Consider the following 25937-nt stretch of genomic DNA (forward strand, 5'->3'; position numbering starts at 1 on the left):
CGCGATTGCCCCTACGGTAGTGGCCATGGATCCCGTCCTCAGCCTCCGGGCGCTCAACCGGGCCGCGATGGAGCGGCAACTGCTGCTGCGCCGTACGGACCTGTCGGTGGTCGAGGTGGTCGAGCACCTCTTCGGCCTGCAGGCCCAGACCCCGCACACCTGGTACGCCGGGCTGTGGAACCGGATCGAGGGCTTCGACCCGCTGGCCGCCTCCGCGCTGCTGGACAAGCGTGAGCTGGTCAGGATCGCGCTGCAGCGCTCGACCATTCACCTGGTCTCGGCCCGTGACTGCCTGGCGCTGCGGCCGCTGCTGGATCCGGTGACCGAGCGGGGCACCCGCTCGACCTTCGTCAGGAAGTTGTCCGGCGTCGACCTCGACGAGCTGGCCGTGGCCGGTCGCGCGCTGGTGGAGGAGCGGGCGCTGACCTTCGCCGAGCTGGGCAAGGAGCTGGCGGAGCGGTGGCCGGGCAACGACGCGCACGCGCTGAGCCAGGTCGTGCGGTGGCTGGTGCCGCTGGTGCAGGTGCCGCCGCGGGGTCTGTGGGGGCGTAGCGGGCCGATCGCGCACACCTCGGCCGAGTCGTGGCTGGGGAACTCCGAGCCGCCGATGGCGGCCGAGGAGATGGTGCGGCGGTATCTGCGGGCGTTCGGACCGGCCTCGGTGAAGGACGTGCAGACCTGGTCGGGGCTGACCAGGCTGGCCGAGGTGTTCAAGGGCATGGATCTGGTGCGTTACCGGGCCGAGGACGATCGTGTCCTCTACGACCTGCCCGACATGACGCTGCCTTCCGCCGAAATTTCGGTGCCTGTGCGGTTCATGTATGACTTCGACAATGCGTTCATCGGATATGCCGACCGGACGAGGTTCATCACCCCGCAGGCCCTTGAGGTGGGCGGCGCGTTCGTCAAGGCGAACGTCCAGTGGCGGCTCATCCTGGTGGACGGGTTCACCGCCGGCGACTGGACGGTGAGCACCGAGAAGGGCACGTCCACGCTCACGATCCACCAGTGGAAGCCGTTCGCCCCCGCCGACCTGCGCGAGGCCGAGGAGGAAGGGGCGAGGCTGCTGGAGTTCCTCGCCCCCGGCGACCGGCACGAGATCGCCGCCGTGCTCGGCGCGTCCCGCTCCTAGCTCTTCACGACCACTCCTAGCTCTTCACCGCGCCGCCCAGGCCCGAGACGAGCCTGCGCTGGACCACCACGAAGAAGATCAGCACGGGGATCGTCATCAGCGTCGAGGCCGCCATGATCCCGCCCCAGTCGTTCTCGTCGGGCTTGAAGAAGACGAGCAGCGCCGAGGGCAGGGTCTGGTTGTCCTTGGCGGAGATGATGAAGGTCCTGGCGAAGATGAAGTCGTTCCACGCGGTGATGAAGGAGAACACGCTGGTCGCCACGAGCCCCGGCGCGACCAGCGGGAACAGGATGCGCCAGAGCACCGTGGCCCGGCCGGCCCCGTCGATCATGGCCGCCTCCTCCAGCGCCTCCGGCACCGCCGCCACGAACCCGCGCATCATCCAGATCGCGAACGGCAGCGAGAACGCGAGCTGCACCAGCACCAGCGCGCCCAGCGTGTTGAGCAGCTGAAGGTCGCGCACCACGAAGAACAGCGGGATCGTCAGCGCCTCCACCGGCACCATCTGCGCGATCAGGAACATGATCAGCACGGTGGTCCTGAAGCGGAAGTTGAAGCGTGTCACCGCCACCGCCGCGAGGAAGGCGATCAGGGCCGACAGCACCACCACGGCCAGCGCCACCAGCGCGCTGTTGAGGAGGTAGCGGGCGAAGCCCTCGCCGGTCAGGACCCGGACGAAGTTCTCGAGGGTCGGGTGGGCCGTCCACGGGCGTACGTCCAGAGACTGGATCTCACCGGCCGGCTTCAGCGCCGACAGCGCCATCCAGTAGAGCGGGAAGGCGGTGAGCAGCGCGACCACCAGCGCCACGGCGTTGGCGATCCAGCGGCCCCTCACAGCTTCTCCCCCGTCCGGTAGAGCGCGCGGATGTAGACCAGCGTCACCGCCAGCAGGATCAGCGCCATCACCACCCCGATCGCGGCCCCGAGGCCGTACTCCGACGAGCCGAAGGCCGTCTGGTAGGCGTAGACGTTGAGCACGGTGTTCTGGCCCGCGATCCCGCCGCCGTTGGTCATGACGTAGATCTGCGTGAAGATCTTGAAGTCCCAGATGATCGACTGGATCACCACGATCGTCACCAGCGGCCTGAGCATCGGCATCGTCACACGCCAGAAGGTGCCCACCGCCGAGGCGCCGTCCAGGGCCGCGGCCTCCAGGACCTCGCCGGGGATCGCCTTCATCCCGGCGTACAGGGTCACCATCACGAACGGGAACGAGTGCCACACGACCGTGGCCCCGACCACGCCGAACGTCACCCACTTGTCGTAGAACCAGTTGTAGCCGTCGAGCCCGAGCACCTGGTTGACCAGCCCGAGGTCGGCGTCGAACAGGAACATCCACACGGTCGAGCCGGTGATCGCCGGGGCCGCCCACGCGCCGAGCGCCGCCAGCGACAGCGTGGTGCGCGCCCACGGCGAGGCCTTGTCCATGACGATCGCGAGCGCGGCGCCGACGACCAGCGTCGCCAGCACCAGCGCCGCCGCGAAGACCACCGTCTGGACGAGCACACTCCAGAAGCGCTCGTCGGACAGGAGCCTCGCGTAGTTCCCGAACCCCAGGAACCGGGTCGGCTCCCCGCCGCTGACCTGGGCCTGCCGGTAGTCGAAGACCGACAGCAGGCCCAGCATGTACAACGGGTAGCCGAACATCGGCCCGAGCACGGCCGCCGTGGGCAGCAGGTACACCCATGGCCTGGCCCGTGAGACGCGCGTCACCCGAAGGCGGCCTTCACGGCGGCGGCGGCCTCGGTGGTCGCCTCCTCGACGGTCGCCTGCTTGGTGGCGACCTTCTGCAGCATCGTCGGGATGACCTTGCTGTTGTCGATCTTCACCCAGGCCGGGTCGATCGGCACGAACTTGGTGCCCTTGGCCACGGTGTCGAGGAACGGCTTCAGGAAGGGATCCTTGGCCGCCAGTTCCTCCCGCACACCCGTCAGCGTGGGCAGGTTGCCCATGGCCTCGTACATCTTGGCCTGGTACGCCTTGCCGCCGAGCAGCTTGACGAAGTCGTTGGCCAGCGTGCGGTGCTTGGCGTTCTTCATCACGCCCAGGTTGTTGCCGCCGGCGAAGGCCGGGGCGATCGAGCCGGGGGCCGCGCCGGGCAGCGGGATGACCTTGTACTTGCCCGCCACCGCGCCCGCGTCCACGGCCGAGCGGCTGAAGTTGCCCAGGATGCCCATGGCGGCCTTGCCGCTGGCGAACAGTTCGACGGTCTTGCCGCCGGTCAGCGAGGCGCAGGCCTGGGCCGGGCAGATGTCGTCGGACAGCAGGTCGGTGTAGGCCTTGACGCCCTTGCGGGACTCGGGGCTGTCGAGCGTGGTGATGTCGCCGCCGGCGTCCCAGACGAAGGGCAGCGCGCCGAAGGTGTACTCGCCGCCCACGGCGATGCCGTACAAGTCGGGCTTCTTGGCCCGGATCGTGCGCGCGGTCTCGGTGAGCTCCGCGATCGTCGTCGGCGGCTTGAGCTTCAGCTCGTCGAAGACGTCGGTGCGGTAGTAGAGGGCGCGGATGCCGATGAACCACGGCAGCCCGTACGCCTTGCCGTCGACCGTCGCGGACTTCACCAGGTCGGCGCCCAGGTCCTCGCCGGCCAGGTCGAGTTCGGCGAAGCCGCCGGCGGCGGCGTACTCGGCCAGGTCGGTGTTGCCGTACTCGGCCACGTCGGGGGCGCTGGCCGGGTCGTTGAAGGCGCCCTTGAACTTCTCGTGGCGCGCGGGGGTGGTGGGGACCCAGCTGACCTGGACCTTGACGTCGGCGTGCGACGCGCTGAACTCCTTGATCGCCTCCTGGATGACCTTGTCCTTCGGAGCGCGGTTGGGCTCGTCGTAGAGCCACACGTTCAGCGTTCCGGTCTTCTCGTCGCCGCCGCCGCCCGTGGTCGGGGCGGTGGAGGGCGCGCAGGCCGCAAGCGCCAAGAGGGCCGCGGCACAGTAAAGAAACTTCACTATTGCCTCCTTGGCGCCGACACTAGGAAGCTCTCCCTGAGTCGAAAAGACTTGTCACGACTTGTTGTGCAATGCACAACGAGGTGCTGCAGAATGTGACATCAACGCATGCTTCGCCGTAATTTGGCGATCGTGCCCGACCGCAACCAGTCCGCATCCCTGCGCCGCGCGCTCCTGGTCCTCGACCACGTGCGCGCCCACAGCGGACTGACGCTCACCCAGCTCGCCGAGGCGGTCGGCCTGTCCAAGAGCACCGTGCTGCGCCTGGCCACCCCGCTCATCGAGGCCCGCCTGCTGGAACGCGACAGGAAGACCGGGGCCTACCGGCTCGGCCACGGCACGCTCCAGCTCGGCCAGGCCTACCTGGCCACCCTCGACCTGCGCGCGGTCGCCGCCGAGGAGTCGCACCGCCTGGTCGCCGAGGTGCGCGAGACCGTCCACCTGGTCGTCTACGACCCGCCGCACGTCGTCTACATCGACAAGGTCGAGAACCAGGCCACCGTCCGCATGGCCTCGCGCATCGGCAGCCGCGGCCCGCTGCACTCCACGGCCGTCGGCAAGGCCATCCTCGCCTGGCAGCCGGACTCGGCCATCCCCGACGACCTGCCCGCGATGACCAGGCACACGATCACCGACCACGAACGGCTGCGCCGCGAGCTCACCCGCGTCAGGCAGCGCGGCTACGCCGTCGACGACCGCGAGAACGAGCCCGAGGTGCGCTGCGTCGGCGCGCCCATCTTCAACCACACCGACACGGTCAGCGCCGCCATCTCGGTCTCCGGCCTCACCTCGCGCATCACCGCCGCGCGGGTGCGGGAACTGGGCCCGATGGTGGCGGAGGCCGCCGCACGCATCTCGAGAAAGCTGGGGTCCACACGATGACCGACCTGGTGACGTTCGGCGAGACCATGGCCCTGTTCGCCGCCAGGCGGACCGGCCCGCTGCGTTTCGCCCGCGACTTCGACCTCGGCCTGGGCGGCGCCGAGTCGAACGTGGCCATCGGCGTCAGCCGGCTCGGCCACGACGTCACCTGGGTCGGCCGGGTCGGCGACGACGAGTTCGGCGAGCTGATCGCCTCGACCCTGCGCGCCGAGCGCGTGGACGCCCGCGCGATCCCCGACCCGGACGCGCCCACCGGCCTGATGATCAAGGGCAGGCGCACCGCCGACCTCATCGACGTGCGCTACTACCGCAAGGACAGCGCCGGCTCCCGCCTGTCCCCCGCCGACCTCGACCCCGCGCTCATCGCGGGCGCCCGCGCCCTGCACGTCTCCGCCATCACCCCGGCCCTGTCCCCCTCGGCCAGGGCGGCGGTGCGGCACGCCATCGACGCCGCCCGCGCGGCCGGCGTCCTCGTCTCGCTCGACGTCAACTACCGCAAGGCGCTGTGGACGCGCGAGGAGGCCGGCGCGTGGCTGCGCTCGGTGATCGCCGACGTGGACGTGGTGTTCGCGACCGAGGACGAGGCCCGGCTGATCGCCGACACCGACGATCCCGACGATCCCGTCGCGCTGGCCAAGGCGCTGGGGCCGCGCCACGTGCTGCTCAAGTTCGGGGCGCGGGGGGCGATGGAGCTCTCCGACGACCAGGTACGGCATGCGGAGCCGTACAAGGTGACCGAGGTCGACCCCGTGGGGGCGGGCGACGCCTTCGCGGCCGGCTGGCTGGCCGACTGGCTGGCCGGGGCGGACCCGGACCGGCGCCTGCGCACCGCCTGCGCCGCGGGCGCCTTCGCGGTGACCTCGCAGGGCGACTGGGAGTCGCTGCCCCGGCGCGCCGACCTCGACCTCCTGCGGCCGACGTCGGAGGGCGTCAGCCGCTGAGCGGGAAAGAAACCGGTCACTACTACTCATCATCGGATTTCCTGGCTAGAGTGCTCCCCACGACCTCGCATACCCCCCGGAGGTTCCGTGAAATACTCTGCCGTTCTCGTGTTCGCCCTGGTAGCGACGCTGGCCGCGTGCAGCGGCGCACCGGCCCAACGACCCGCGGCCCAGGCGGCCAAGACCGTGACCATCGCGATCTCCTCCGACGAGGGAACCCTCACCCCCTTCACCAACGAGAGCGGCTACCCGGGCGACAACCTGGTCAAGCTCATCTTCGACACCCTGCTGGTCCAGAAGGGCGAGAGCGTGGCGCCCTCGCTGGCCACCGCGGTCGAGACCACCGACAACAAGGTGTTCAGGCTGCCGCTGCGCACCGGCGTCACCTGGCAGGACGGCCGGCCGTTCACCGCCGCCGACGTGGTGTTCAGCGTGGAGTTCTACCGCGAGAACCTCTCCGGCGACTCCGCGATCGACGTGCGCCCGATCCGCACGGTCAAGGCGGACGGCGACGCGGTCACGATGACGCTCGCCGCCCCCGACCCCGAGTTCCCCCTGCGCATCCTGTCCGACATGGCCATGCTCCCCAAGCACCTGTGGGAGTCGGTCACCAAGGTCAACGAGGCGGGCACCGACAAGGCGATCGGCACAGGACCGTTCCGGCTGACCGCCTACGACAAGGAACGCGGCTACACGCTCACCGCCAACCCCGGCTACTTCGGCGGCAAGCCCAAGGTCGACACCGTCAAGGTCAACGTCATCCCGCAGGAGACCACCCAGTTCGCCGCCCTGCGCACCGGCGAGGTCTCCCTGTCGGTCAGGAACGTGCCACCGCAGCAGCGCGCCTCCCTGCAGAGCCAGCCGAACATCGGCATCGCCGAGGGCACCGAGTTCGCCTCCACGATGCTGCAGTTCAACACCACCCGCCCGCCCTTCGACCGCGCAGAGGTACGGCGCGCCCTCGCCAAGGCCGTCGACGTGCGCGACCTGGTCAAGACCGCGCTCCTCGGCCAGGGCACACCGGGCAACCCCGGCTTCGTCCACCCCGAGTCCCCGGTCGGCGGCCCGGCCCTGCCCCCGCTGTTCGACGTCGAGGCCGCCAAGCGCGAACTCGACGCCCTGGGCGCGAAGCCCGGCCCCGGCGGCGTCAGGACCCTGGACGGCAAGCCCATGAGCTACGAACTGCTCGTCCAGAGCACCTCCACCGACCGGCTGCGCAGCGCCGAGCTGATCCGCGACATGCTCAAGAACGTCGGCGTCGAGATCAAGGTGACCTCGCTCGACCCGGACTCGCTCGACACCAAGGTCTGGCCCGACTATGACGTCAAGAAGGGCCGCAACTACGACCTCACCATGTGGGGCTGGTCGGCGCCGGTCATGCAGACCAGCAGCCAGATCGTCTCGCTCTTCGACAGCGACCCCGAGGACGGCAACCTCAACATCGGCGGCTTCGCCGACGCCGGGGTCGACAAGGCCATCGACGAGCTGAAGGCCACCACCACGCCGGAGAAGCGGGCCGAGGCCGCGGCCGCGCTCCAGCAGAAGATCGCCGAGCAGCTCCCCTTCCTCACCCTCTACTACCGCAACGGCGCCTACGCCTACCGCAAGGACGCCTACGCCGGCTGGACCTGGCAGAACGGCCTCGGTGTCCTGCACAGCGGCTCGTTCGTCGGATGAGGCGAATCCTGGAGTACGGCGCGGTCGTGGTGATCGCGCTGCTGCTCAACTTCCTGCTGCCCAGAGCGCTGCCCGGCGGACCGATGAAGCTCTTCGGCAGCCCCGAGGCGCTGTCCAGGCTGACCGAGGCAGAACGCGCCCAGATCGCCCAGCAGTACGGCTTCGGCCGCCCGCTCCCCGAGCAGTTCGCCGACTACCTGACCGGCGTCTTCACCCTGGACCTCGGCACGTCCCTGTCGGACGGCCGGCCGGTGGCCGAGGCCATCGGCGAGGCCCTGCCCTGGACGCTGCTGCTGGTCGGCACCAGCATCGTCATCACCTGCGTGCTGGGCGTCGCGCTCGGCGTGCTCGGCGCGCTGCGCAGGCGCCGGGGCGGCGGCGCCGGACTGCTCGGCACCGCCATCGTGCTCGACTCGCTGCCGGCGTTCTGGCTCGGCATGTTGCTCATCGTCGTGTTCGGAGTCCAGCTGAACGTGCTGCCCACCTACGGCGCCGGCACCCTGGCCCACCTGGTGCTGCCGGTGACCACGCTGGTGGTGACCGGACTCGGCTACTTCTTCCTCTACACCCGCTCCTCGATGCTGACCGTGCTGACCAGCGAACCGGTCCAGCACGCCCACGCGCGCGGCGTGCCGTACGGGAGACTGGTCCGCAGGCACGCGCTGCGACCGGCGCTGCTGCCCGTGCACACCATCGTGCTCATGGAGATCGGCTTCCTGGCCGGCGGCTCGATCGTCATCGAGACCGTCTTCGCCTATCCGGGGCTCGGGCGGCTGACGTTCGGCGCGATCTCGGCCCGCGACTACCCGCTGATGCAGGGCGCCTTCCTCGTGCTGACGCTCATGGTGGTGGCGATGAACGCGATCGCCGACGCCACCTACCCGCTGCTCGACCCCCGGGCCCGGCAGTGAGGGCGCTCGGCCGGCAGGGGCGCACCGGCCTCGCGCTGCTGGCCGTCATCACCGCCGCCGCCGTCTACGGCCTGCTCCTGCCCGACTCCGCCGGCACCGCCAGGATCGGCGAGCCCTACGCCCCGCCCGGCCCCGGGCTGCCGCTGGGCGCCGACGACCTCGGCCGCAGCCTCCTCGACCAGCTGCTCGTCGGCGCGGCCACCTCACTCGGCCTCGGCTTCCTGGTGGCGCTCGTGGTCACCGCGCTGGCCGCGGTCATCGGCGGCGCCGCCGCCATCGGGCCCCGCTGGCTCTCCTCGCTGATCATGCGCTCGATCGACGTGATGCTCATCCTGCCCGAGCTGATCCTGTTCATCCTGGCCGCAGCCTTCCTAGGGCAGTCGTTCGGAATCAGGGTGGCCATCCTGGTCGTGCTCATGTGGCCGGTTCCGGCCCGGGTGCTGCGCGCCGGGATGCTGACCGCGTGGTCGCGCGGCCACCTGGAGGTCGCGCGGGCGATGGGCGCGCCGCGCTGGTGGCTGCTGCTGCGGCACGGCTCCTACCTCATCGGGCCGCTGCTCATCCCGGTGTTCGTCCGCGCCGCCATGCGGGCGATCCTCTACGACGCCACCCTGTCCTTCCTCGGCCTGGGCGACCCCACCGCGCCGAGCTGGGGCACCACCTTGTACTGGGTGCAGGTCAACGGCGTCTTCCTGTCCGAGGCGTGGGTGTGGTGGGCGCTGCCGCCCGGCCTGGCCATCACGCTGAGCGTGCTCGCGCTGGCGCTGATCGGCACCGCGGTCGAAGAACGGCTCAACCCGGCGTTGAAGGAGGTGCCCGCCTGATGCTCTCCATCACCGGGATGTCGGTCTGCTACGACGGGCTGCCCGCGGTCGACCGGGTCAGCCTGGACGTCGGCGACGGCGAGATCGTGGCGCTCGTGGGTGAGAGCGGCTGCGGCAAGACCTCGCTGGCCAGGGCGCTGCTCGGGCTGCTGCCCGGCTCGGCCGAGGTGACCGGCTCGGCCATGCTCGGGGATGACGACCTCGCCCGCCGTACCGACTGGGCGGGGGTGCGCGGGCGGAAGATCGCGATCGTGCCCCAGGGCGCGATGACCGGGCTCAGCCCGGTCCACAAGGTCGGCGCGCAGATCGAGGAGATGCTCACGCTGCACGGCGGCCGGGCGCGGCCGGGCGAGCTGCTCGACCGCGTCGGGCTCGGCGCCGAGCACCTCACCTGCCACCCGCACGAGCTGTCCGGCGGGCAGCGGCAGCGGGTGGCGATCGCGCTGGCGCTGGCCGGCGAGCCGTCGCTGCTGGTCGCCGACGAACCCACCACCGGGCTCGACGCGATCGTGCAGCGCCAGGTGCTCGCGCTGCTGGCCTCGCTCGGCATCGGCATGCTGATCGTCTCGCACGACCTGGCCGCGCTGGCCCCGCACGCCGACCGGGTGGCGGTCATGTACGCCGGCCGCCTGGCCGAGGACCGCCCCAAGGGCGCGCCGCCGCGCCACCCCTACACGCTCGGCCTGCTCACGGCCACCCCGGCCACCGACCGCTCGATCCCCTGGGGCAGCGTGCCCGGCTCCGCGCCTCCGCTCGGACAGGCACGGCCAGGCTGCCGGTTCGCGCCGCGCTGCCCGCTCGCCCTCGACCCCTGCCACGACGTGGACCCGCCGCTCGTGGACGGCCTCGCCTGCCACCACCCCGGCGCGCCCGTCTATCCCGTCGTGCCGCGCTCCACCCCCTCAGCCGGTACGGCAGCCGCCACCCTCACCGGCATCCGCCACACCTACCGGCGCCGCGGCGTCCAGGCGCTCAAGGGCGTGGACCTGGAGGTGCGGTCAGGCGAGATCGTCGGCCTGGTCGGAGAGAGCGGCTCCGGCAAGTCCACGCTGGCCAGGATCGCCCTCGGCCTGATCAAGCCGACGGCGGGCCGGGTCGTGGTGGACGGCGAGGAGCTGACCGGCCGGACCGGCAAGGCGCTGCGGCTCCTGCAGCGGCGCATCGGCTTCGTGCACCAGGACCCCTACGACTCCCTGCACCCGGGCATGCGGGTGGGCGCGCTGGTGGCCGAGCCGCTCGTGGTCGCGGGCACGCCGGGCGACCGGGAGGAGAAGGTGCTGGCCGCGCTGGAGGCGGCCGGGCTGCCGTGCGAGCGGGAGTTCCTGCGCCGCTTCCCCGGCCAGCTGTCCGGCGGTCAGCGCCAGCGCGTCTCCATCGCCCGCGCGCTGGCCGGCGAGCCCGTGCTGCTCATCGCCGACGAGGCCACCTCGATGCTCGACGTCTCGACCAGGGCCGGGATCGCGACGACGCTGCGCTCCCTGGCCTCCGGACGCGGCCTGGCCGTCGTCTTCGTCACGCACGACCTGGGCGAGGCCGTCCAGGCGTGCGACAGGATCGTCGTGCTGCGCTCCGGCGAGATCGTCGAGCACGGCCCGGCGGCGGACCTGGCCGCCGCGCCCGCCCACCCCTACACGCAGGAGCTGCTGAAGTGAGAGACGTGTTCGCCCGCCTGGCGTCCTTCGGAGACAGGTACCGGCTGGAGACCGGGCTGACCGGAGCCGGCTGGCTGGCCTGCGACCGCCTCCTCGACCCCGGCTCCGACGAGCTCGGCCAGGTCCTGGAGGCCGAGCGGACGGCCAGCGGGCAGGTGTCGGAGCACGCGACCGCGCTGACCGTCATGGCCGTCTACTCCGGCACCGTCACCGCCTCGGCGCTGCTGGCCTGGGCGCTGGAGGACGTCCTGGTGGACATGCGCCCGCCGAACGTGGCCATTCGCCTGTCCCCGCACCACGGCTTCGAGGCGGTGGCGCTGCGCGAGCCCGAGGTGCGCCCCGGCTCACTGGACACGCTCGTCTCGTGGGTGCTGAACGAGCACCTGCTCCCCCTGGCCCTGGCCATGCGGACACGGACCAGGGCCGGGCTGCGCCAGCTCAACGGCGGCGTGGCCCACGGCTGCGCCGCCGCGTTCTGCATCGCCAGCCGCCTCGGGGCGGACGTGGACGTCCTGCACGCCGCCTATCAGCGCTTCCTCGCCGCGGCCCCGGTGCTGGACCCCCTCGGCGAGGTGGTACGGCTGCGCGAGGGCGAGCGCGAGGGCCTGTTCTACCTCCGCCGCACGTGCTGTCTCTACTACACCTCGGCCGAGGCGGTGAAGTGCTCAAGCTGCTGCCTGGACAGCGTCGAGGACCGCGTGGCCGCCTACCGCAGGGTCCTGGCGGCCGGGGTCGTGCCCCATTGAACTCGGTAGCATGAGCGCATGAAGCGCGGCCTGGGAGAACTCGAGTCCACGATCATGGACAGGATGTGGGCCTACCACAAGCCCGCATCGGTGCGCGACGTGCTCGAAGACCTCCGCAAGGACAGGGAGATCGCCTACACCACGGTGATGACGGTGATGGACAAGCTCCACACCAAGGGCCTGCTCAAGCGCAAGCCGGTCGGCCGCGCCTACGTCTACGAGCCGGTCGCCTCCAAGGAGGCCTACACCGCCGAGCTGATGCGCGACTCCCTGGCCGCGAGCGGCAACCAGGCCGCGACGCTGGTGCACTTCCTGGAGCGGCTGACCCCCGAGGAGGCCACCGCGCTGGAGGCGGCGCTGCAGGTCTTCCCGCCCGGAGGCCGCAAGCAGTGATCGTCCCGCTCTTCCTCGCCCTCTACTCGGTCGTGGCGGCCGTGCTGCTGCCGCGCCTGCTCGCCAGGGCGTCGTGGACGTCCAGGGCGCCCCGGCTGGCGATCGGCATGTGGCAGGCGGCCGGCTTCTCGGCCGTCGCCGCCGCGCTGCTGGCCGCGATCTCCCTCGCGGTGCCCACCGACCTGATCGGCCACGGCCTGGCCCGCTTCTTCGAGGCCTGCACGGAGCTTCCCGACCTCTCGCTGACCGGGGTGCGCGCCGGGCTGGCCGGCGCCGCCCTCATCGTGGCCAGGCTCGCCTACTCGGTGGCCGACGTGGTGCTGCGCACCCGCCGCGAGCGCCGCCGCCACGCCGAGATGCTCGCCCTGCTCGGCCGGCCCGACGGCGACCTCGGCGCGGTCGTGGTCGAGCACGCCGAGCGCGTCGCCTACTGCCTGCCCGGCCGCCGCGCCCAGACCGTCATCACCACCGGCGCCCTGGCGTCGCTGACCCCCGACCAGGTGGCCGCCGTCCTCGCCCACGAGCACGCCCACCTGCGCGGGCGTCACCACCTCGTGCTGGCCGGGGCCGAGATCCTCACCCGGGCCTTCCCTCGGGTGCCGCTGTTCGAGCGGGCGCGGGCCGAGCTGGCCAGGCTGGTCGAGCTGCTGGCCGACGACATGGCGGCCAGGCGCCACCACCGCATCCACATCGCCGCCGCGCTGGTGGGCCTGGCGACCGGCCGGGTGCCCGCCTTCGCGCTGGCCGCCGGCGGCGAGACCGCCCTGACCAGGGTGCGCCGCATGCTCCACCCGCACGAGCCGCTGGAGCGCCGCGAGCGCCTGTCCGCGCTGCTGGCGGTCGCCGGGCTGCTGGCGGGCCCCGCCGCGCTGGTGGCCGTGCCCGGCCTGACCTCCTTCCTGGCCCACCACTGCCACGGGTTGTTCAGCTGAGTCCCACGTAGTTCTCGGCCAGCGTGGTCGCCGCGGCCGCCGACGAGGTCACGTAGTCCAGGTAGGACAGCTGCAGGCGGCGGCCGTAGGCGTCCTCGTCGTCGAAGGTGTGCAGCAGCGTCGTCATCCACCAGGAGAAGTGCTGCGCCCGCCACACCCGCCGCAGGCACGCCGCCGAGTAGCCGTCGAGCAGGTCGGTGGCACCGGTGGCGAAGTAGGCGGCCAGCGCCTCGGTGAGGTTGTTGACGTCGGCCACGGCCAGGTTGAGTCCCTTGGCACCGGTGGGCGGGACGATGTGGGCGGAGTCGCCGGCCAGGTACAGCCGGCCGTACTGCATGGGCTCGGCGACGAAGCTGCGCATGGGCGTGACGCCCTTCTCCAAGATCTCGCCCGTCTCCAGCGTGAAGCCGGGGATCGTCTCCAGGCGGGCTTTCAGCTCGGCCCAGACGCGCTCGTCCGGCCAGTCGGCGAGGTCGGCGTCGGGCGGCACCTGGAGGTAGAAGCGGCTGACCTCGGGCGAGCGCATGCTGTGCAGGGCGAAGCCGCGATCGGTCCTGGCGTAGATGAGCTCCTCGGCCGACGGGCGCACCCGGGCCAGCACGCCGAGCCAGGCGAACGGGTATTCGCGCTCGAACACCGTCAGCACGCCCTCCGGGATCGACGGCCTGGACACGCCGTGGAAGCCGTCGCAGCCGGCGATCACCTCGCAGTCGAGGCGCTCGCCGCCGAACGTCACGTACGGCGCGCCCTCCAGGTCGTGCACCTCCACGTCGTCCACCTCGAAACGCAGGTCGCCGCCCGCTGCGAGCCTGGCGTCGATCAGGTCCCTGACCACCTCCTGCTGGCCGTAGACGGTGATCCGCCGGTCGGGAACCAGCTTCTCGAAGGGGATGCGGTGGGCGGCGCCGCCGTACCTCAGCTCGATGCCCTCGTGCGGCAGTCCCTCGCGCAGCAGCCGCTCGCCCACCCCGGCCGCGATCAGCGTGTCGACCGTGCCCTGCTCCAGGACCCCGGCGCGGACGCGCTGCTCGACGTGCTCGCGCGAGCGGCGCTCCAGCACCACCGACGAGATCCCGCGCAGGTGGAGCAGATGGGACAGCAACAATCCGGCGGGGCCCGCGCCGATGATCCCTACTTGTGTACGCATGAGGCACATCATCTCCGGCGGGGCGCGTACTTTGACAAGGACAGAGCGGCCTGGGCGGTGCTTTCGTGAGGTCCGGTCGACCTCTGGAGTCCCGCCATGTACACACCCGTGCACGAGCTCGTCGCCGCTCATGCCCTGGCCGGGCCGGATCGGGTGGCGGTCGTCCGCGACGGCGTCGCGCTCACCTACGGCGAGCTGAACAGCCTGGCGCAGCGCCTGGCCAGGCGGTTGATCGCGCGGGGCGTGCGGCCGGAGACGCCGGTCGGGGTGCTTCTGGACCGGTCTGCGGAGTTCGTGCTGGCCGCGCTGGCGGTGCTCAAGGCGGCGGGCGCTTACGTGCCGTGCGGGCTGATTTCCACCGAGCTGGTGATCACCGCGCGGACGCTGGACGGGGACGGGCCCGTGACGCCGGGGCCGCTGCCGACCGTGCGGCCCGGCAACCTGGCCTGCGTTTTGGCGCCGAGGGTGGCGGTGCCGCACGCGGGGATCACCCGGCTCGTGCACGATCCGGCGTACGTCAGCCTGAACGCCGGAGAGAGCGTGCTGCACGCCTCGCCGGTCACCCGCGACACGGCCGCCTTCGAGATCTGGGGCGCGCTGGCCAACGGCGCCCGGCTGGTCGTCGCGCCGCCGGGGCGTACGTCGCCGGGCGAGCTGGGCGCGCTGCTGCGCGAGGAGCGGGTGACGACGGCGTTCCTGTCCACGTGGTCGTTCCACCGGATGGTCGAGGAGCGCCTGCCCGACCTGGCCGGGCTGCGCCAGGTGCTGACCCGAGGCGGCGTGCTCTCGCCCGCGCACGCGCGTACCTTCGTGCGCGCCCACCCGCGAACGGCCCTGATCAACGTGTACGGCGCCGCCGAGATGACCGCCTTCGTCACCAGCCACCTGGTCTCGCAGGGCGCCGCCGCGACCATCCTGATCGGCCGCCCGATCGACGGCACCCGCGTCCGCGTGCTCGACGAGAACCTGAACCCCGCCACGACCGGCCACCTCTACGCGGGCGGCCCCGGCCTGGCCCGCGGCTACCACGGCGACCCGGCCATGACCGCCGCCCGGTTCGTCCCCGACCCCCGCGGCCGAGGCGAACGCCTCTTCGCCACCGGCGCCCTGGTCAGAGTCCTGTCCGGCGGCGCGATCGAACTCCTCGGCCACACCGGGCGGCCTCCGCGCGGCGCCGGAGATCCCGGTGGCCGAAGTCACCGCGCGCGACGACCGCCACGGGCCCTAAGCTTTGGCGCGTGACCCCCGGACAAAAGGTGATCGACGGTCGTTTCGAGCTGCTGGACCGGCTCGGCAGCGGCGGCATGGGCACGGTCTGGCGTGCCCGCGACCTTGCGCTCCACCGAGAAGTCGCGCTCAAGGAGGTCCGCCCGCACGGACCGCTGGACGACGACCCCGGCCGCGCCCGGATGATGCGCGACAGGATCCTGCTGGAAGCGCGCGCGCTGGCCAGGCTCCATCACCCGAACGTGGTCACCATCCACCACATCGTGGACACCCCGGAGACGCCGCACCCGTGGATCGTCATGGAGCTGGTGCCCGGCCGTTCGCTCCAGGACCGCATCGCCAAGGAGCTCATGCCGCCGGCCGAGGCCGCCAGGCTGGGCCGGGGGATCCTGGCCGCGCTGCACGCCGCGCACACTGCCGGCATCCTGCACCGCGACGTCAAGCCAGCCAACGTGCTGCTGCGCACCGACGGCAGCCCGGTCCTGACCGACTTCGGCATCGCCGCCCTCTACGACTCGCCCGGCCTGACGGCCACGGGTGAGCTGGTGGGCTCGCCCGAGTACATCGCGCCGGAGCGACTGCGCGGCCAGGAGGGCAACCCGGCCTCCGACCTGTGGTCGCTCGGCATGCTGCTCTACGTCGCGGTCGAGGGCACCCACCCGATGCGCCGCGACACGCCGCTGGCGACGCTCGCCGCCGTCCTGGACGGCCGCGTCCCGCCGCCGCGCCAGTCCGGGCCGCTGACGCCCGTGCTCAGCGCCCTGCTCACCTCGGACCCGGGCGCGCGTCCCGACCCGGCCCGCCTCGACGCGATGCTCGCCGACGCCGCCATGGCCCCGCCCATGTACGCCACCCCGCCGCCCGCCTACGCCCCGCCCCAGCCCGGTTACCCGCCGCCGCAGCCCGTCTACGGCATGCCCACCGGCCCGAACCCCAACGCGCAGGGCTGGGCCACCCAGTCCACCCGGCGCCGGCGCGGCGCGGGACCACTCGTGGCAGGCGCGGTCGTGCTGGCGGCGCTCCTGGTGGCGGGCGTCATCCTGGTCCCCCAGTGGCTGGCCCCCGGCCCGTCGGACGACCCCACCGGCCCGAACACCGCGACGAGCGGCAAGCCGTCCGCCTCGGCCATGGTCGGCGATGACGACGACGATCCCCCGGTCACCGAGGCGCCCGTCCCCGACACCAGCCCCCTGCTCACCCCCGGCCGCATCCGCCAGGTGATCGCCGCCATGGAGAAGGCCTCGGGCAGCAAGGTGTTCAGCGACTTCTCGGTGCACGAGCAGTTCGCCTCGGCCAAGGCTCCGGTCCGCGGGAAGAAGTCCCTCTACGACACCTGGGACTACCGCGACGGCGAGGTCAGCAAGGGCTCGGGCGGCACCATGTCCAGCATGGACAAGACCGTCCAGCTCAGCTCGCTCAACTGGGAGGCGCTGCCGTCCCTGTTCAAGACGGCCGAGAAGCGGCTGGGCATCGACAAGCCGACCTCCCGTTACGTGATCGTCCAGCCGGGCTGGCCGTTCAACGGCCCGCCCAAGCCGGCGATCCTCGTCTACCTGAGCGACGACTACGGCGGCGCGTACCTGGCCGCCGACGCCAAGGGCAAGATCATTAGGATGTACAAGCGGGACTGACGCCTCAGCCCTCGAAGCGGACCGTCGCGCCCCGGTCGGTGATCGACAGGACGCGGACGTTCAGGCTGTTGATGCTCCCGCTGCCGCCCGCGCCGAGGGTCGTGGCGACACCGGGTCCCTCCACCCGCACCATGTCCTGGTTGAAGGCGTACACCTTGGAGACCCACACCCGGGACAGGCGGTAGCGGGCGGCGACGCGGAAGCTCACCGGCCTGGTGATCGTGATCTTGCACTTCCCGTCGTAGCAGGCGCGGAGGTTCGGCTTCGCCGCGGCGGTGGCGAACTGCGTCGCGGCGCTCGCCGGGGTGGCGAAGGACGCCGCGGCCATGACGGCGGCGAGGGTCAGAGCGGTGATGGTCGTCCGGTGCATGGAGGCCCCTTTCATCGGTTCGGCTTCATCGTTTCGGCGAGCCCCAGGATGCACCCTCCGTGCCGGGACCGGTCCCCAGTGTGACGAAAACGCCCGGGGACCGGTCCCGGACGCGCGATGCTAAGACCTCACCACGCCGGCGCGGGCCGCGGGCGGCACGATTCCGGCGTTCGGAGGGACAGGCGTGGACTCCACGGTCGACTGGTTCTCATCACCGCACGAGGTGATGCGGCAGCTACCCGGCTACCGGATTGTCCGGATCATCTCCCAGACCGCGATGAGCTCGGTCTACCTCGCCGAGGACCTCACGCTCCCGCGCCACGTGGTTCTCAAGGTGATGAACCCGCACCTGGCCAAAAAGGACCCGAGCTTCCGCCTGCGGTTCACCCGCGAGGTGGCCACCGCGGCCCGCCTGGACCACCCGCACATCGTCCCCGTGTACGCCAGCGGCGACCTCAACGGCACCGTCTACGTCGTGCTCAGGCACGTCAACGGCGGAGATCTCGGCGAGCTGATCCGCACCCAGGGCAGGCTCGACCTCGCGCGCGCCGCGCACATCGTCGGCCAGGTCGCCTCGGCGCTGGACGCCGCCCACCAGGTCGGCCTGATCCACCGCGACATCAAGCCGGGCAACATCCTCATCGACACCGCCGACCACGTCTACCTGTGTGACTTCGGCATCGCGAAGATGGAGTCGGCCACCTCCCTCACGACCGAGGGGCAGTTCCTCGGCACGATGGACTACGCGGCGCCGGAGCAGTTCAGGTCAGGCCCGATCGACCGGCGCACCGACGTCTACGCCCTGGGCGCGGTGCTCTACCAATGCCTGACGGGCGAGAAACCGTTCCCGAACCGCGACCCGTCCGCGGTGCTGTGGGCACATCTGCACAAGACGCCGCCGAAGGTCACCGACCACCGGCCCGACCTCGACCCCGGCATCGACGGCGTGGTCCAGAAGGCCATGGCCAAGGAGCCGCGCGCCCGCTACGACACCTGCGGCGCCCTGGCCGCCGCCGTGACCAGGCCCGGCACCCCGCGTCCCGCCCCCGCGCGCCCGCGCAGGGCGGTCTGGGTGGCGCTCGCCGCCGTCGTCGTGCTCGCCATCGTGATCACGCTGATCGTCCGCCCGTGGTCCGACGATCCCGCCGCGCTCGCCCGCGTGCCCGCCGCGCTGCGCGGGACCTGCGAGCGGGCCGGCGACGGCGCGGGCCTGCCGCTGTCGGCCGCGTCGCTGTCGTGCCGGGCCTCGGGTCAGACCGTGCAGATCGGGTTGTACGCCTCCGACTCCGCCCTGGGCCAGGCCTACGACCAGACCCTGCGGCAGGCGGGCGTACCCCGTGCGCAGGGCGACTGCTCGAAAGCGTCGGGCGCCGAGCACCGCTACCCCGGCATCGGCGCTCCCCAGGGCCGCCTGCTGTGCTTCGAGCGGAACGCGGTGACGTGGCTGGTGTGGACCGACGACAAGCACCGGACCATGGCGAAGATGGAGAGCCGCGCCGCCGACGAGCTCAAACTCCAGCAGACCTGGAGCACCTGGACCAAAGACCCGGCCTTCCCCGCTCCGCCGGAGAAGGAGGTCATGGACCTAATCGGGCAGACGGACTGCCGGCGGGCCGCGGCCGGGACGCTCGACCAGTTCCGCGACGTCGTCACCGGCGTGGTCTGCTCAGCGGACGAGAAGGGCGCCGACGACGTCTCCTACTACCGTTTCGCGAGCCTGGACGGCCTGCGCCGCAGCCACACCGGCCAGGTCGGCAGGACCAAGGCGCCGGACGCCTTCTGCCCTGACGAGAAGCCCGCGAAGTTCCTGAGCAACTCCACCTACGACAACAAGAGCGCCCACCTCGGCGAGATCCTCTGCTACAAGGACGAGACGCCCACGGTCGAGTGGACCGTCGAGCCGCTGCTGCTGATGGGCCGGGCCACCGGCAAGGACGCCCAGGCCCTCATCACCTGGTGGGAGGAGTCGCGGGCCCCGACCATCGACACGGTGATCGCGGCGGTCAACGCGCAGGCCGAGCCGCCCTTCCCGACCGAGCGGGAGAAGTCCGTGCTCGACCGCGTTCCGGCCGCGTCCCGCGTCAACTGCCTGCGGCCGACGGCCGAGCAGATCAAGAGCAACGTGCCCGGCGCGCAGGTGACGGCGGTGGCGTGCGGCCCCACCTCGGGCGCGGGCGTCGTCTTCTACTACCAGTTCCCCGACACCGCGTCGATGCGGCGCAACTACCAGGCGATCGCCCCGGACGGCGGCTCGTGCGACGCTAAGTCGCGCACGTTCATCGGCGAGAACGCGTACTCGATCGACGGCAAGACCGCGGGGCGGCTGCTGTGCGGCGAGAGCAAGGCGGGCCGGCCCTACCTCTCGTGGACCAACGAGAAGTTGAGGATTCAGGGGTTCGCGTTCAACACTCTGGAACGCGCGGTGCTGCTGAATTGGTGGAAAGAGGACGCCGGACCGATCTCCTGAGCGAAGGCGCTGACTGCGGGCCCATCGCTGGGTAAAGTGCGCAGTGTTCCGTCCCCTCTGAAGGGAACCACGGTGCGTCTGGGCAGGTCGGTCGGCCGTCGCTATCGGCTCACCAACGGTCCCATCCGCAGCAGGACCAGCGAGGTCTGGCTCGCCCGCGACGAGCAACTCGGGCGGGACGTCGTGCTCAAGCGGATGCTGAGCGGACACGACAGCGTGCGCGGGTTCAGCCGGCTGCGGGCCGAGGCGCGGGCTCTGGCGCGCTTCAACCACCCGCACATCGTCACGCTCTTCGACGCGGTCCAGGACGGCCAGGGCCGGCGGGCCACGTCCTGGCTGGTCATGGAGCACGTGTCGGGCGGGAGCCTGAACGGGCGGCAGGCCGTCACGCCGGAGGTCGCCGCGAGCGTCGGCGCGCAGGTCGCCGACGCGCTGGTGTGCCTGCACGCCGAGGGCATCGTCCACGGCGACATCAAGCCGGGCAACGTCGTGGTGACCGGCGACGGCACGGTCAAGCTCGCCGACTTCGGCGCCGCCTACCGCGTCGGCGGCAATGAGACGATCACCCCGAACAGCGCGATCAGCTACACGCCCGACTACGCCGCCCCCGAGGTCATCCTCGGCCGGCTGGAGCGCGGCTCGGACGTGTTCTCGCTCGGCGCGATGCTCCACGCGCTCGTCACCGGCTCGCCGCCCGAGCGCGGCCCGAGCGGGCGCGTCCTGCTGACGGCCGACCTCGGGGTGCTGGACGACGTGCTGCGCGCGATGCTCGCCAAGGAGCCGGGCCTGCGTCCCGACGCCACGGAGGTGCTGCGCCGGCTCACGGAGATCGCGGGCGGGGCCGTCCTCCCTCCCAGTGTGAACGGCACCGCCGACTTCCCCACGGACCCGCCCGCCGGGAGCATCATCGTGGACGCGGTCAGAAACCACCCGTACTTGACCGGCGCGACCGCCGCCCTCGTGGCGGCGCTGACCGGGATCGCGTCCTTCCTCCTGCCGCCGTCGGAGCGCGACGGCAGCGCGCAGGCGGGCAGCCCGGCGTCCCTGATCGGTGACCCGCGCACGGTTGATCCGTGCGCGCTGACCGAACCCGTCGCGCTGGGCCGGTTCGGCGCCACCGAACTCGACCGGAACTACGGCAACTTCGACCGGTGCGACGTGCTGGTGCGCCCGGAGGACGACAGCGTCGTGGACGTCAGGGTGGACTTCAACCACGACCCGGGCGCCGAGCAGCCCGGTCAGGCCAGGACCGTGGGAAGGGTCGGCATCGTCGAACAACCCGCCGAGCGCGACTCCTGCCTGCGGACCCTGCTGCCGGCCGGGGAGAGCGACACCAACATCACCATCACCGCCAAACGCGACGACCCAGGCAAGGCACCGCTGTGCGCGATCGCCGACGTCGCCACCGGCAGCGCCGTCACCCTGCTGAACAACGGGCCGCTGCCCCGCCGTACCCTGCCCGAGCGATCGCTGGCGCACCGGGACGCCTGCGCGCTGCTACCCGCCGGCGCGCTGGAGGTCATCCCCGGCATCGACGCCAACGACCCGGACGTCGGGTTCGGCAGCTGGCAGTGCGCATGGGCGAGCACGACCAGCAAGCTCTGGCTCGACGTCCGCTTCGACCAGGGACCACCCCCGAACCCCGCCAACGGCTCCGCCACCGTCGTCAACGGCTACCGCACGATCCTGCGCCCCGAGACCGACGGCGACGACCGATCGTGCCTGGCCCAGCTGGTCTACCGCACGTACCACGACGAGGACGGGCGGGCGGCGGAGACCGTCAACCTCCTCGTCAGCGGATCACGCTCGGCCGACCAGCTCTGCCAGCTCGCCAGGCGGCTCACCGCCTCCGCCGCCGCCAGGCTGCCGCACCCGGCCTGACCTCGGCTCGGGACCGGTCCCGAAGCGGTCGGTGGATCCTGACATCCAGTGCCGGTGATCTCTGAAGGAGACGAGCGATGCATTTCCCCGACAGCCTTGCCCGCGGCGTCGCGCCCGTTCGTCCCGGCACGCTGCACGCCCGTACCGTCACCGGCGGCGTCAAGGCCGCCCCGCAGGCCGGCGCGGTCGTCAGGTTCGGCAGGGCCGGCAAGCCGGAGGTCGACCTGGGCGTCGGCGAGGACGACCTGCACGTGAGCCGACAGCACGGCGAGCTCGCCTACCGCGAGCGGCAGTGGTGGCTGCGCAACACCGGCCAGCAGCTCGTCCGGCTGCCGCGCGGGCAGTTCCTGCACGCCACGACCGATCCCATCCCGCTCGCCACCGGCTACACGCCGCTGTTCGTGAAGGGGTGCGGCCATCGCGAGCACCTGGTCGAGCTTTACGTGAGCGGCCACGACGACGACGGGCTGACCCCCCACCGCCGGGCCGAGACGCTGCCGCCCAAGATCTGGCCGCTCGACGACGTCGAACGCCTCCTGCTCGTCATCCTCGGCCAGCGGTACCTGTATTACGAGGAGAACCCGCGTCCGCTGACGTACCGGCAGGCCGCCGACTCCCTGGCCGACATCCGCCGGGACGAGCGCTGGGGCGAACGCAAGATCGAGGCCAGGGTCGAGACGGTACGCCGTCGCCTGGACGCGTGCGGATTCCCCTTTCCGTTGATCCACGACATGGCGATGGGCCGGCCCTGCGACAACAACCTCCTGCACAACCTGCTGAGGGGCCTGGTCGACTCCACGACCCTGGTCCCGACGGACCTCGAACTGCTGGAGGACGACCACCACGCCTGACCCAGGAAGCCCTGGACGAGATCTTCGACGCCGGACCCATGCACCACGCCTACACCTGATCGATCTCCCGGCCGCCGAGCCGGTGCGCCTGCGCGGTCCGCGTCGGAACCAATGTCCAGGTCATCACGCTGGTCTTCGCCGACCTTGAGATCACCTCCTCACAGCCGCCAGAAAGTCGCGGGCCAGGCGGCTGAACTGCTCCGGCTGGTCGTAGGTGACGATGTGCCCGGCGCCGGGCAGCGTGACCAGGCGGCTGTCCGGGGTCGCCGCGGCTGCCGCCGCCATCTCGGCGTGACCGACGAGCGGGTCGCGGTCGCCGCGTACCCAGAGGGTGGGCACGGTGAGTTCCGGCAGGTCGGGCAGGTAGTTCACGCGCATGGCGAAGGGGCCGTAGGCGCGGACCATCCAGTCGTCCAGGGCGGGCTCGCCGTACTCGGCCTTGGCCGCCGCCTCCTCCGTCGCCAGGGCGAGGATGGTGTCGAAGTCGCGGGTGCCGGCTCCGGCCGTGAGGTTGGCGATCATCGACTGGCGTACCGTCCCGGGGCGGCGGGCCAGGTAGCGGCTGCTCAGCCGCATCGCACCCGGTGTGCGGGTGACCATCCAGGTGAGGAACTGGGCCTTCCTCTTGGCCCCGAGCCCGCCGGGTGCGATGGCGATCAGGGCGTCGAGCCGGTCCGGGTGCTTCAGCGCGTACCCGATCGCGATTCCGGCGCCCAGGGAGATCCCGATGACGGAGACCCGCGGCAGGTTGAGCACGTCGAGCAGGTCGTCGAGGAAGCGGGTGTAGAACGCCTCGTCCAGGACGCCCCGCCAGGGACGGCTGCCGCCGTGGCGGGGCAGGTCGATGAGGTACACGCGGTGGTCGGGCGCCAGGTCCCGGACGACGTGCCGCCAGACCCCCTGCGCGGTGTCGAGCATCCCGCCGTGCAGCAGCAGCACGGGCGGGCCTGTCCCGCCGGCCCGGTAGAGCCGCACGGGGCCGCCGAAGACGGTCAGGTCGGTATGAGTGTCGAAAACGCCGGTCATGCGGGCTCCTCCAGCCGGCCAAGTTGGTCGTCGAGCCGGGCCAGCAGGGACAGCTGCGTCTCCCGCGCGGCCGCCGGATCGGCGGGCAGGTCGCTCGCCAGCCCCCGGCCGACCAGGTCGGCGAACAGACCGACGGCCTCCTGGAGCTCCTGCGCGGTCATCTCCCCGAAGACGCCGGGCGCGTGGAGCAGGCCCAGCGTGAACACACCGAGGACGCGGACGACGCTCTCCGTGGAGACCGCCGGATCGATGACCCCGGCCCGCTGCAGCTGGCCGACGTAGTCGCCCAGCCACCGGAACCGGTCGAGATAGCGCTCGTCACCCACACCCCGGACGTGCTCGCCCAGCACCGCCGCGTCCCCCAGGTAGAGCGCGCTCATCAGGGGGTTCGCGAGCGTCGCCTCCACCGCGAACCGGTAGACGGCGGGGAGGTCGACCAGGCCGGGCGCGCTCAGCACGCTTCGGTGCACCTGGGCGGTCAGCTCGCGCATGTCGCGGTTGAGCACGGCGGCGAGAATCGCCGCCTTGTCGGCGAACTCCAGGTAGACGGCGCCCTTGCCGATCCCGGCGCGTGCGGCGAGGTCGGCGACGGTGGTGTCGGGCCAGCCCTTGTCGAGAATGAGCTGCCGGGCGGCGGCGAGGATGCGTCCCCGCCGGTCCGGGATGAGTGGGCGCGGCATAGTGACCAGAATTGCAGATCGGGTCACTACCCCGCAAGGCCGGACCGGTCCACGATCCCCGACGCCAGCCACACGTCGGCGAAGACCGAGCCCTTCTTAAAGATCACCTCTCCGTAGCGCACCTCGTCCTGCAGCCAGATCATCTGGTCGGCCATGACCTGATAGGTGCCCGGGTCGAGGATGATGTAGCGGCGCGGGCTCTCCGCCGACCTGAACAGGCCGAGCCCCGTCCTGCCGGTCGCGTCCTTGACGTTCTGCTCGATGCGGACTCCTGGGATCTTCGCCAGCGCGCGGAAGATGGCCGCCTCAAGCTTGGGCGGCATGACCGCCTGCTGCTTCAGATACAGCGTGAGGATCCGGAACGCGCGCTGGTCCGGGGCCTCGACCACCTTGGGCACCCCCTCTTCCCGGGGCTTGTCGATCCAGTGCCGGTCACCCGCGACATGGGCGATCAGCTCGTCCGGATCGGTGGGAAGCTTGAGCAGCTTTTTCCGGTACGCCTGAGGCGACAGGTCGTCGTCCCCCGGATCCGGCGGAACATCCGCAACCCGGAAATTTCCGTCTATGTCCCACCCAGCGGTCTGCTTGCCGTCATAACGCAGCCAGCTCTCGCGCGTCGTCGTCCGGCCGTCCGCGGGCTGCACGTTCAAGGTCTTGGTGTACTGCCACTGGTCAGGCCGGGGCTCCGGCGCCACCGGCCGCTTCTCGACGGCCTCGGCCGCCCGCTCCAGCACGGTCTCGGAGTTCAGCGGAATCGCCTCGACGAACGGCAGCGGCCGTACGTCCGGGGACTGCCTGAGCACCACGACGGCGACGACCACCGCCACCGCGGTGACCAGCAAGGACGGCACCACCACCAGCCCGCGCCGACGCCGCGTCACCCGGCGGCGGAGCCTGCGCAGCCGGTCGGCGTCGGGCGTCGGCGCGTCAGAACGCAGCTCGGCGAGGATCTTCAGGTCATCCATGATCTGCCTCCGCATCCACGACTAGGGCCGACGGATCGACGCCGCCCAGCGCCGCACGCGTCTTCTTCCTGGCGCGATGCAACCGCGAGCGGACCGTGCCGATGGGGATGCCGAGGGCCAGCGCCACTTCCTCGTAGCTGAGATCGGCCCAGGCGATCATCAGCAGGACCTCGCGGTCCTCCGGCGACAACACCGCGAGTGCCCCCGCGAGATCGCGCTGCGCCGCCGACGCCGACACCCGCGCCTCGACCCGGTCGGCATAACTCTCCGCCACCTCGTCGACGCCGGTCCGTGCCAGAGCCTGGAAAAACCGTTGTTCTTTACGGCGGTGCCTGCCGATCAGGTTGGCCGCGATGCCGTACAGCCAGGGGCGGGCTTCGGGGTGACTGACGTCGTAGCGGGCGCGGCGCCGGAAGGCGGTCAAGAACGTCTCCGCGACCACGTCATCGGCCAGCGAGTCACCCAGCCGCCGCGTCACATAGCGGTGTAAAGCGGGTGCGTGCCGGTCGAACAGGGCCGCGAAGGCGGCGGGATCGCGCCTGGACCGCTGGATCAGCTCCGCGTCCGCCAGGCTCACATCGGCTGCCAAGCCTGCGCTCCGTTCCTCGGTGTCGTCACCCTCTTTTCCCCGAAGCGCCAACTTGAGTTCTCGGCCGCTGC

At 71.6% G+C, this 25937-nt stretch carries 24 protein-coding genes; 15 read left to right on the top strand and 9 right to left on the bottom strand.

Annotated elements, in window-relative coordinates; genetic code table 11:
- The first annotated feature begins 25 nt into the window (after positions 1-25).
- Positions 26-1132, top strand: a complete 1107-nt coding sequence (locus tag HNR40_RS10790) for a winged helix DNA-binding domain-containing protein (RefSeq protein ID WP_184960265.1) — start codon at positions 26-28, stop codon at positions 1130-1132.
- A 16-nt stretch (positions 1133-1148) separates the two neighbouring features.
- On the opposite strand, the gene HNR40_RS10795 is transcribed toward HNR40_RS10790, so the two are convergent.
- From HNR40_RS10795 to HNR40_RS10805, 3 genes are read right to left on the bottom strand one after another with little or no spacing between them, the layout of a single operon-like run.
- Positions 1149-1967 carry a carbohydrate ABC transporter permease gene (locus HNR40_RS10795; protein WP_184960267.1) on the bottom strand — a complete coding sequence of 273 codons (819 nt, stop codon included), beginning with the start codon at positions 1965-1967 and terminating at the stop codon, positions 1149-1151.
- Positions 1964-2845 (bottom strand): carbohydrate ABC transporter permease, encoded by an 882-nt coding sequence (locus HNR40_RS10800; RefSeq protein ID WP_312896276.1) that lies wholly within the window; start codon positions 2843-2845, stop codon positions 1964-1966. Before HNR40_RS10800 ends, HNR40_RS10795 begins: the two co-directional genes overlap by 4 nt.
- On the bottom strand, positions 2842-4074 hold the full coding sequence (locus tag HNR40_RS10805; protein WP_184960269.1) for an extracellular solute-binding protein: 1233 nt from the start codon (positions 4072-4074) through the stop codon (positions 2842-2844). Before HNR40_RS10805 ends, HNR40_RS10800 begins: the two co-directional genes overlap by 4 nt.
- 108 nt (positions 4075-4182) lie before the next feature.
- On the opposite strand from HNR40_RS10805, the gene HNR40_RS10810 reads away from it, so the two are divergent.
- The 9 genes from HNR40_RS10810 (at position 4183) to HNR40_RS54415 (ending at position 13032) form a co-directional block, all read left to right on the top strand.
- Entirely contained in the window at positions 4183-4956 is a 774-nt protein-coding gene (locus tag HNR40_RS10810) for an IclR family transcriptional regulator (RefSeq protein WP_184960271.1), read from the top strand.
- Complete coding sequence (locus tag HNR40_RS10815; protein ID WP_184960273.1) at positions 4953-5897, top strand: sugar kinase; 945 nt, start codon at positions 4953-4955, stop codon at positions 5895-5897. Before HNR40_RS10810 ends, HNR40_RS10815 begins: the two co-directional genes overlap by 4 nt.
- Before the next feature lie 87 nt (positions 5898-5984).
- Positions 5985-7574: an ABC transporter substrate-binding protein gene (locus HNR40_RS10820; protein WP_184960275.1), complete on the top strand. Its 1590-nt coding sequence runs from the start codon at positions 5985-5987 to the stop codon at positions 7572-7574.
- Entirely contained in the window at positions 7571-8485 is a 915-nt protein-coding gene (locus tag HNR40_RS10825; RefSeq protein WP_184960277.1) for an ABC transporter permease, read from the top strand. Before HNR40_RS10820 ends, HNR40_RS10825 begins: the two co-directional genes overlap by 4 nt.
- Positions 8482-9309: an ABC transporter permease gene (locus tag HNR40_RS54405; RefSeq protein ID WP_184960279.1), complete on the top strand. Its 828-nt coding sequence runs from the start codon at positions 8482-8484 to the stop codon at positions 9307-9309. Before HNR40_RS10825 ends, HNR40_RS54405 begins: the two co-directional genes overlap by 4 nt.
- Complete coding sequence (locus HNR40_RS10835; RefSeq protein WP_184960281.1) at positions 9309-10961, top strand: ABC transporter ATP-binding protein; 1653 nt, start codon at positions 9309-9311, stop codon at positions 10959-10961. The genes HNR40_RS54405 and HNR40_RS10835 overlap by 1 nt, the downstream gene beginning before the upstream one ends.
- Positions 10958-11707: a (2Fe-2S)-binding protein gene (locus HNR40_RS57125; RefSeq protein ID WP_221340206.1), complete on the top strand. Its 750-nt coding sequence runs from the start codon at positions 10958-10960 to the stop codon at positions 11705-11707. Before HNR40_RS10835 ends, HNR40_RS57125 begins: the two co-directional genes overlap by 4 nt.
- A gap of 18 nt (positions 11708-11725) precedes the next feature.
- Positions 11726-12100, top strand: coding sequence for a BlaI/MecI/CopY family transcriptional regulator (locus HNR40_RS10845; protein WP_184960283.1), 375 nt, complete (start codon positions 11726-11728; stop codon positions 12098-12100).
- The gene (locus HNR40_RS54415; protein WP_184960285.1) at positions 12097-13032 is read left to right on the top strand and encodes a M56 family metallopeptidase; all 936 of its coding nucleotides are present in this window, start codon (positions 12097-12099) and stop codon (positions 13030-13032) included. Before HNR40_RS10845 ends, HNR40_RS54415 begins: the two co-directional genes overlap by 4 nt.
- On the opposite strand, the gene HNR40_RS10855 is transcribed toward HNR40_RS54415, so the two are convergent.
- Positions 13025-14179 (bottom strand): 4-hydroxybenzoate 3-monooxygenase, encoded by a 1155-nt coding sequence (locus HNR40_RS10855; protein ID WP_184960287.1) that lies wholly within the window; start codon positions 14177-14179, stop codon positions 13025-13027. The two genes, HNR40_RS54415 and HNR40_RS10855, sit on opposite strands and share 8 nt — an antisense overlap.
- 96 nt (positions 14180-14275) lie before the next feature.
- Between HNR40_RS10855 and HNR40_RS10860 the strand changes: the two genes are divergently transcribed.
- Positions 14276-15421 (top strand): AMP-binding protein, encoded by a 1146-nt coding sequence (locus HNR40_RS10860; RefSeq protein ID WP_184960289.1) that lies wholly within the window; start codon positions 14276-14278, stop codon positions 15419-15421.
- The gene (locus HNR40_RS10865; protein WP_312896277.1) at positions 15418-17037 is read left to right on the top strand and encodes a serine/threonine-protein kinase; all 1620 of its coding nucleotides are present in this window, start codon (positions 15418-15420) and stop codon (positions 17035-17037) included. Before HNR40_RS10860 ends, HNR40_RS10865 begins: the two co-directional genes overlap by 4 nt.
- Positions 17038-17041: 4 nt before the next feature.
- Here HNR40_RS10865 and HNR40_RS10870 read toward each other — a convergent pair whose 3' ends face one another.
- Positions 17042-17407, bottom strand: coding sequence for a hypothetical protein (locus HNR40_RS10870; RefSeq protein ID WP_184960291.1), 366 nt, complete (start codon positions 17405-17407; stop codon positions 17042-17044).
- 184 nt (positions 17408-17591) lie between these two features.
- Here HNR40_RS10870 and HNR40_RS10875 point away from each other — a divergent pair, with 184 nt between their 5' ends.
- The 3 genes from HNR40_RS10875 (at position 17592) to HNR40_RS10885 (ending at position 22606) form a co-directional block, all read left to right on the top strand.
- Positions 17592-19874, top strand: coding sequence for a serine/threonine-protein kinase (locus HNR40_RS10875; RefSeq protein WP_184960293.1), 2283 nt, complete (start codon positions 17592-17594; stop codon positions 19872-19874).
- A 72-nt stretch (positions 19875-19946) separates the two neighbouring features.
- Positions 19947-21755, top strand: coding sequence for a serine/threonine-protein kinase (locus HNR40_RS10880; RefSeq protein ID WP_184960294.1), 1809 nt, complete (start codon positions 19947-19949; stop codon positions 21753-21755).
- Between the two features lie 77 nt (positions 21756-21832).
- A complete protein-coding gene (locus HNR40_RS10885; protein ID WP_184960295.1) occupies positions 21833-22606 on the top strand; it encodes an FHA domain-containing protein in 774 nt (257 codons plus the stop codon).
- A gap of 150 nt (positions 22607-22756) precedes the next feature.
- On the opposite strand, the gene HNR40_RS10890 is transcribed toward HNR40_RS10885, so the two are convergent.
- Genes HNR40_RS10890 through HNR40_RS10905 form a run of 4 tightly spaced genes read right to left on the bottom strand, consistent with a single transcriptional unit; the run spans position 22757 to position 25866 of the window.
- Positions 22757-23632 (bottom strand): alpha/beta fold hydrolase, encoded by an 876-nt coding sequence (locus tag HNR40_RS10890; RefSeq protein ID WP_184960296.1) that lies wholly within the window; start codon positions 23630-23632, stop codon positions 22757-22759.
- Positions 23629-24312 carry a TetR/AcrR family transcriptional regulator gene (locus HNR40_RS10895; protein WP_184960298.1) on the bottom strand — a complete coding sequence of 228 codons (684 nt, stop codon included), beginning with the start codon at positions 24310-24312 and terminating at the stop codon, positions 23629-23631. Before HNR40_RS10895 ends, HNR40_RS10890 begins: the two co-directional genes overlap by 4 nt.
- Positions 24313-24338: 26 nt before the next feature.
- Positions 24339-25277, bottom strand: coding sequence for a CU044_5270 family protein (locus HNR40_RS10900; protein ID WP_184960300.1), 939 nt, complete (start codon positions 25275-25277; stop codon positions 24339-24341).
- Positions 25270-25866 carry an RNA polymerase sigma factor gene (locus tag HNR40_RS10905; RefSeq protein WP_184960302.1) on the bottom strand — a complete coding sequence of 199 codons (597 nt, stop codon included), beginning with the start codon at positions 25864-25866 and terminating at the stop codon, positions 25270-25272. Before HNR40_RS10905 ends, HNR40_RS10900 begins: the two co-directional genes overlap by 8 nt.
- Positions 25867-25937 lie beyond the last annotated feature (71 nt).

The organism is Nonomuraea endophytica (assembly GCF_014203235.1).
Taxonomy (GTDB): Bacteria; Actinomycetota; Actinomycetes; order Streptosporangiales; family Streptosporangiaceae; genus Nonomuraea; species Nonomuraea endophytica.

Excerpts from the sequence above, each read along its gene's own strand:
- HNR40_RS10885 (WP_184960295.1), top strand. The coding sequence starts at position 21,833 with ATGCATTTCCCCGACAGCCTTGCCCGCGGCGTCGCGCCCGTTCGTCCC.
- HNR40_RS10860 (WP_184960289.1), top strand. The coding sequence starts at position 14,276 with ATGTACACACCCGTGCACGAGCTCGTCGCCGCTCATGCCCTGGCCGGG.
- HNR40_RS10790 (WP_184960265.1), top strand. The coding sequence starts at position 26 with ATGGATCCCGTCCTCAGCCTCCGGGCGCTCAACCGGGCCGCGATGGAG.
- HNR40_RS10870 (WP_184960291.1), bottom strand. The coding sequence starts at position 17,407 with ATGCACCGGACGACCATCACCGCTCTGACCCTCGCCGCCGTCATGGCC.
- HNR40_RS10890 (WP_184960296.1), bottom strand. The coding sequence starts at position 23,632 with ATGACCGGCGTTTTCGACACTCATACCGACCTGACCGTCTTCGGCGGC.
- HNR40_RS10845 (WP_184960283.1), top strand. The coding sequence starts at position 11,726 with ATGAAGCGCGGCCTGGGAGAACTCGAGTCCACGATCATGGACAGGATG.
- HNR40_RS10835 (WP_184960281.1), top strand. The coding sequence starts at position 9,309 with ATGCTCTCCATCACCGGGATGTCGGTCTGCTACGACGGGCTGCCCGCG.
- HNR40_RS10900 (WP_184960300.1), bottom strand. The coding sequence starts at position 25,277 with ATGGATGACCTGAAGATCCTCGCCGAGCTGCGTTCTGACGCGCCGACG.
- HNR40_RS10855 (WP_184960287.1), bottom strand. The coding sequence starts at position 14,179 with ATGCGTACACAAGTAGGGATCATCGGCGCGGGCCCCGCCGGATTGTTG.
- HNR40_RS10810 (WP_184960271.1), top strand. The coding sequence starts at position 4,183 with ATGCTTCGCCGTAATTTGGCGATCGTGCCCGACCGCAACCAGTCCGCA.
- HNR40_RS10815 (WP_184960273.1), top strand. The coding sequence starts at position 4,953 with ATGACCGACCTGGTGACGTTCGGCGAGACCATGGCCCTGTTCGCCGCC.
- HNR40_RS10825 (WP_184960277.1), top strand. The coding sequence starts at position 7,571 with ATGAGGCGAATCCTGGAGTACGGCGCGGTCGTGGTGATCGCGCTGCTG.
- HNR40_RS10895 (WP_184960298.1), bottom strand. The coding sequence starts at position 24,312 with ATGCCGCGCCCACTCATCCCGGACCGGCGGGGACGCATCCTCGCCGCC.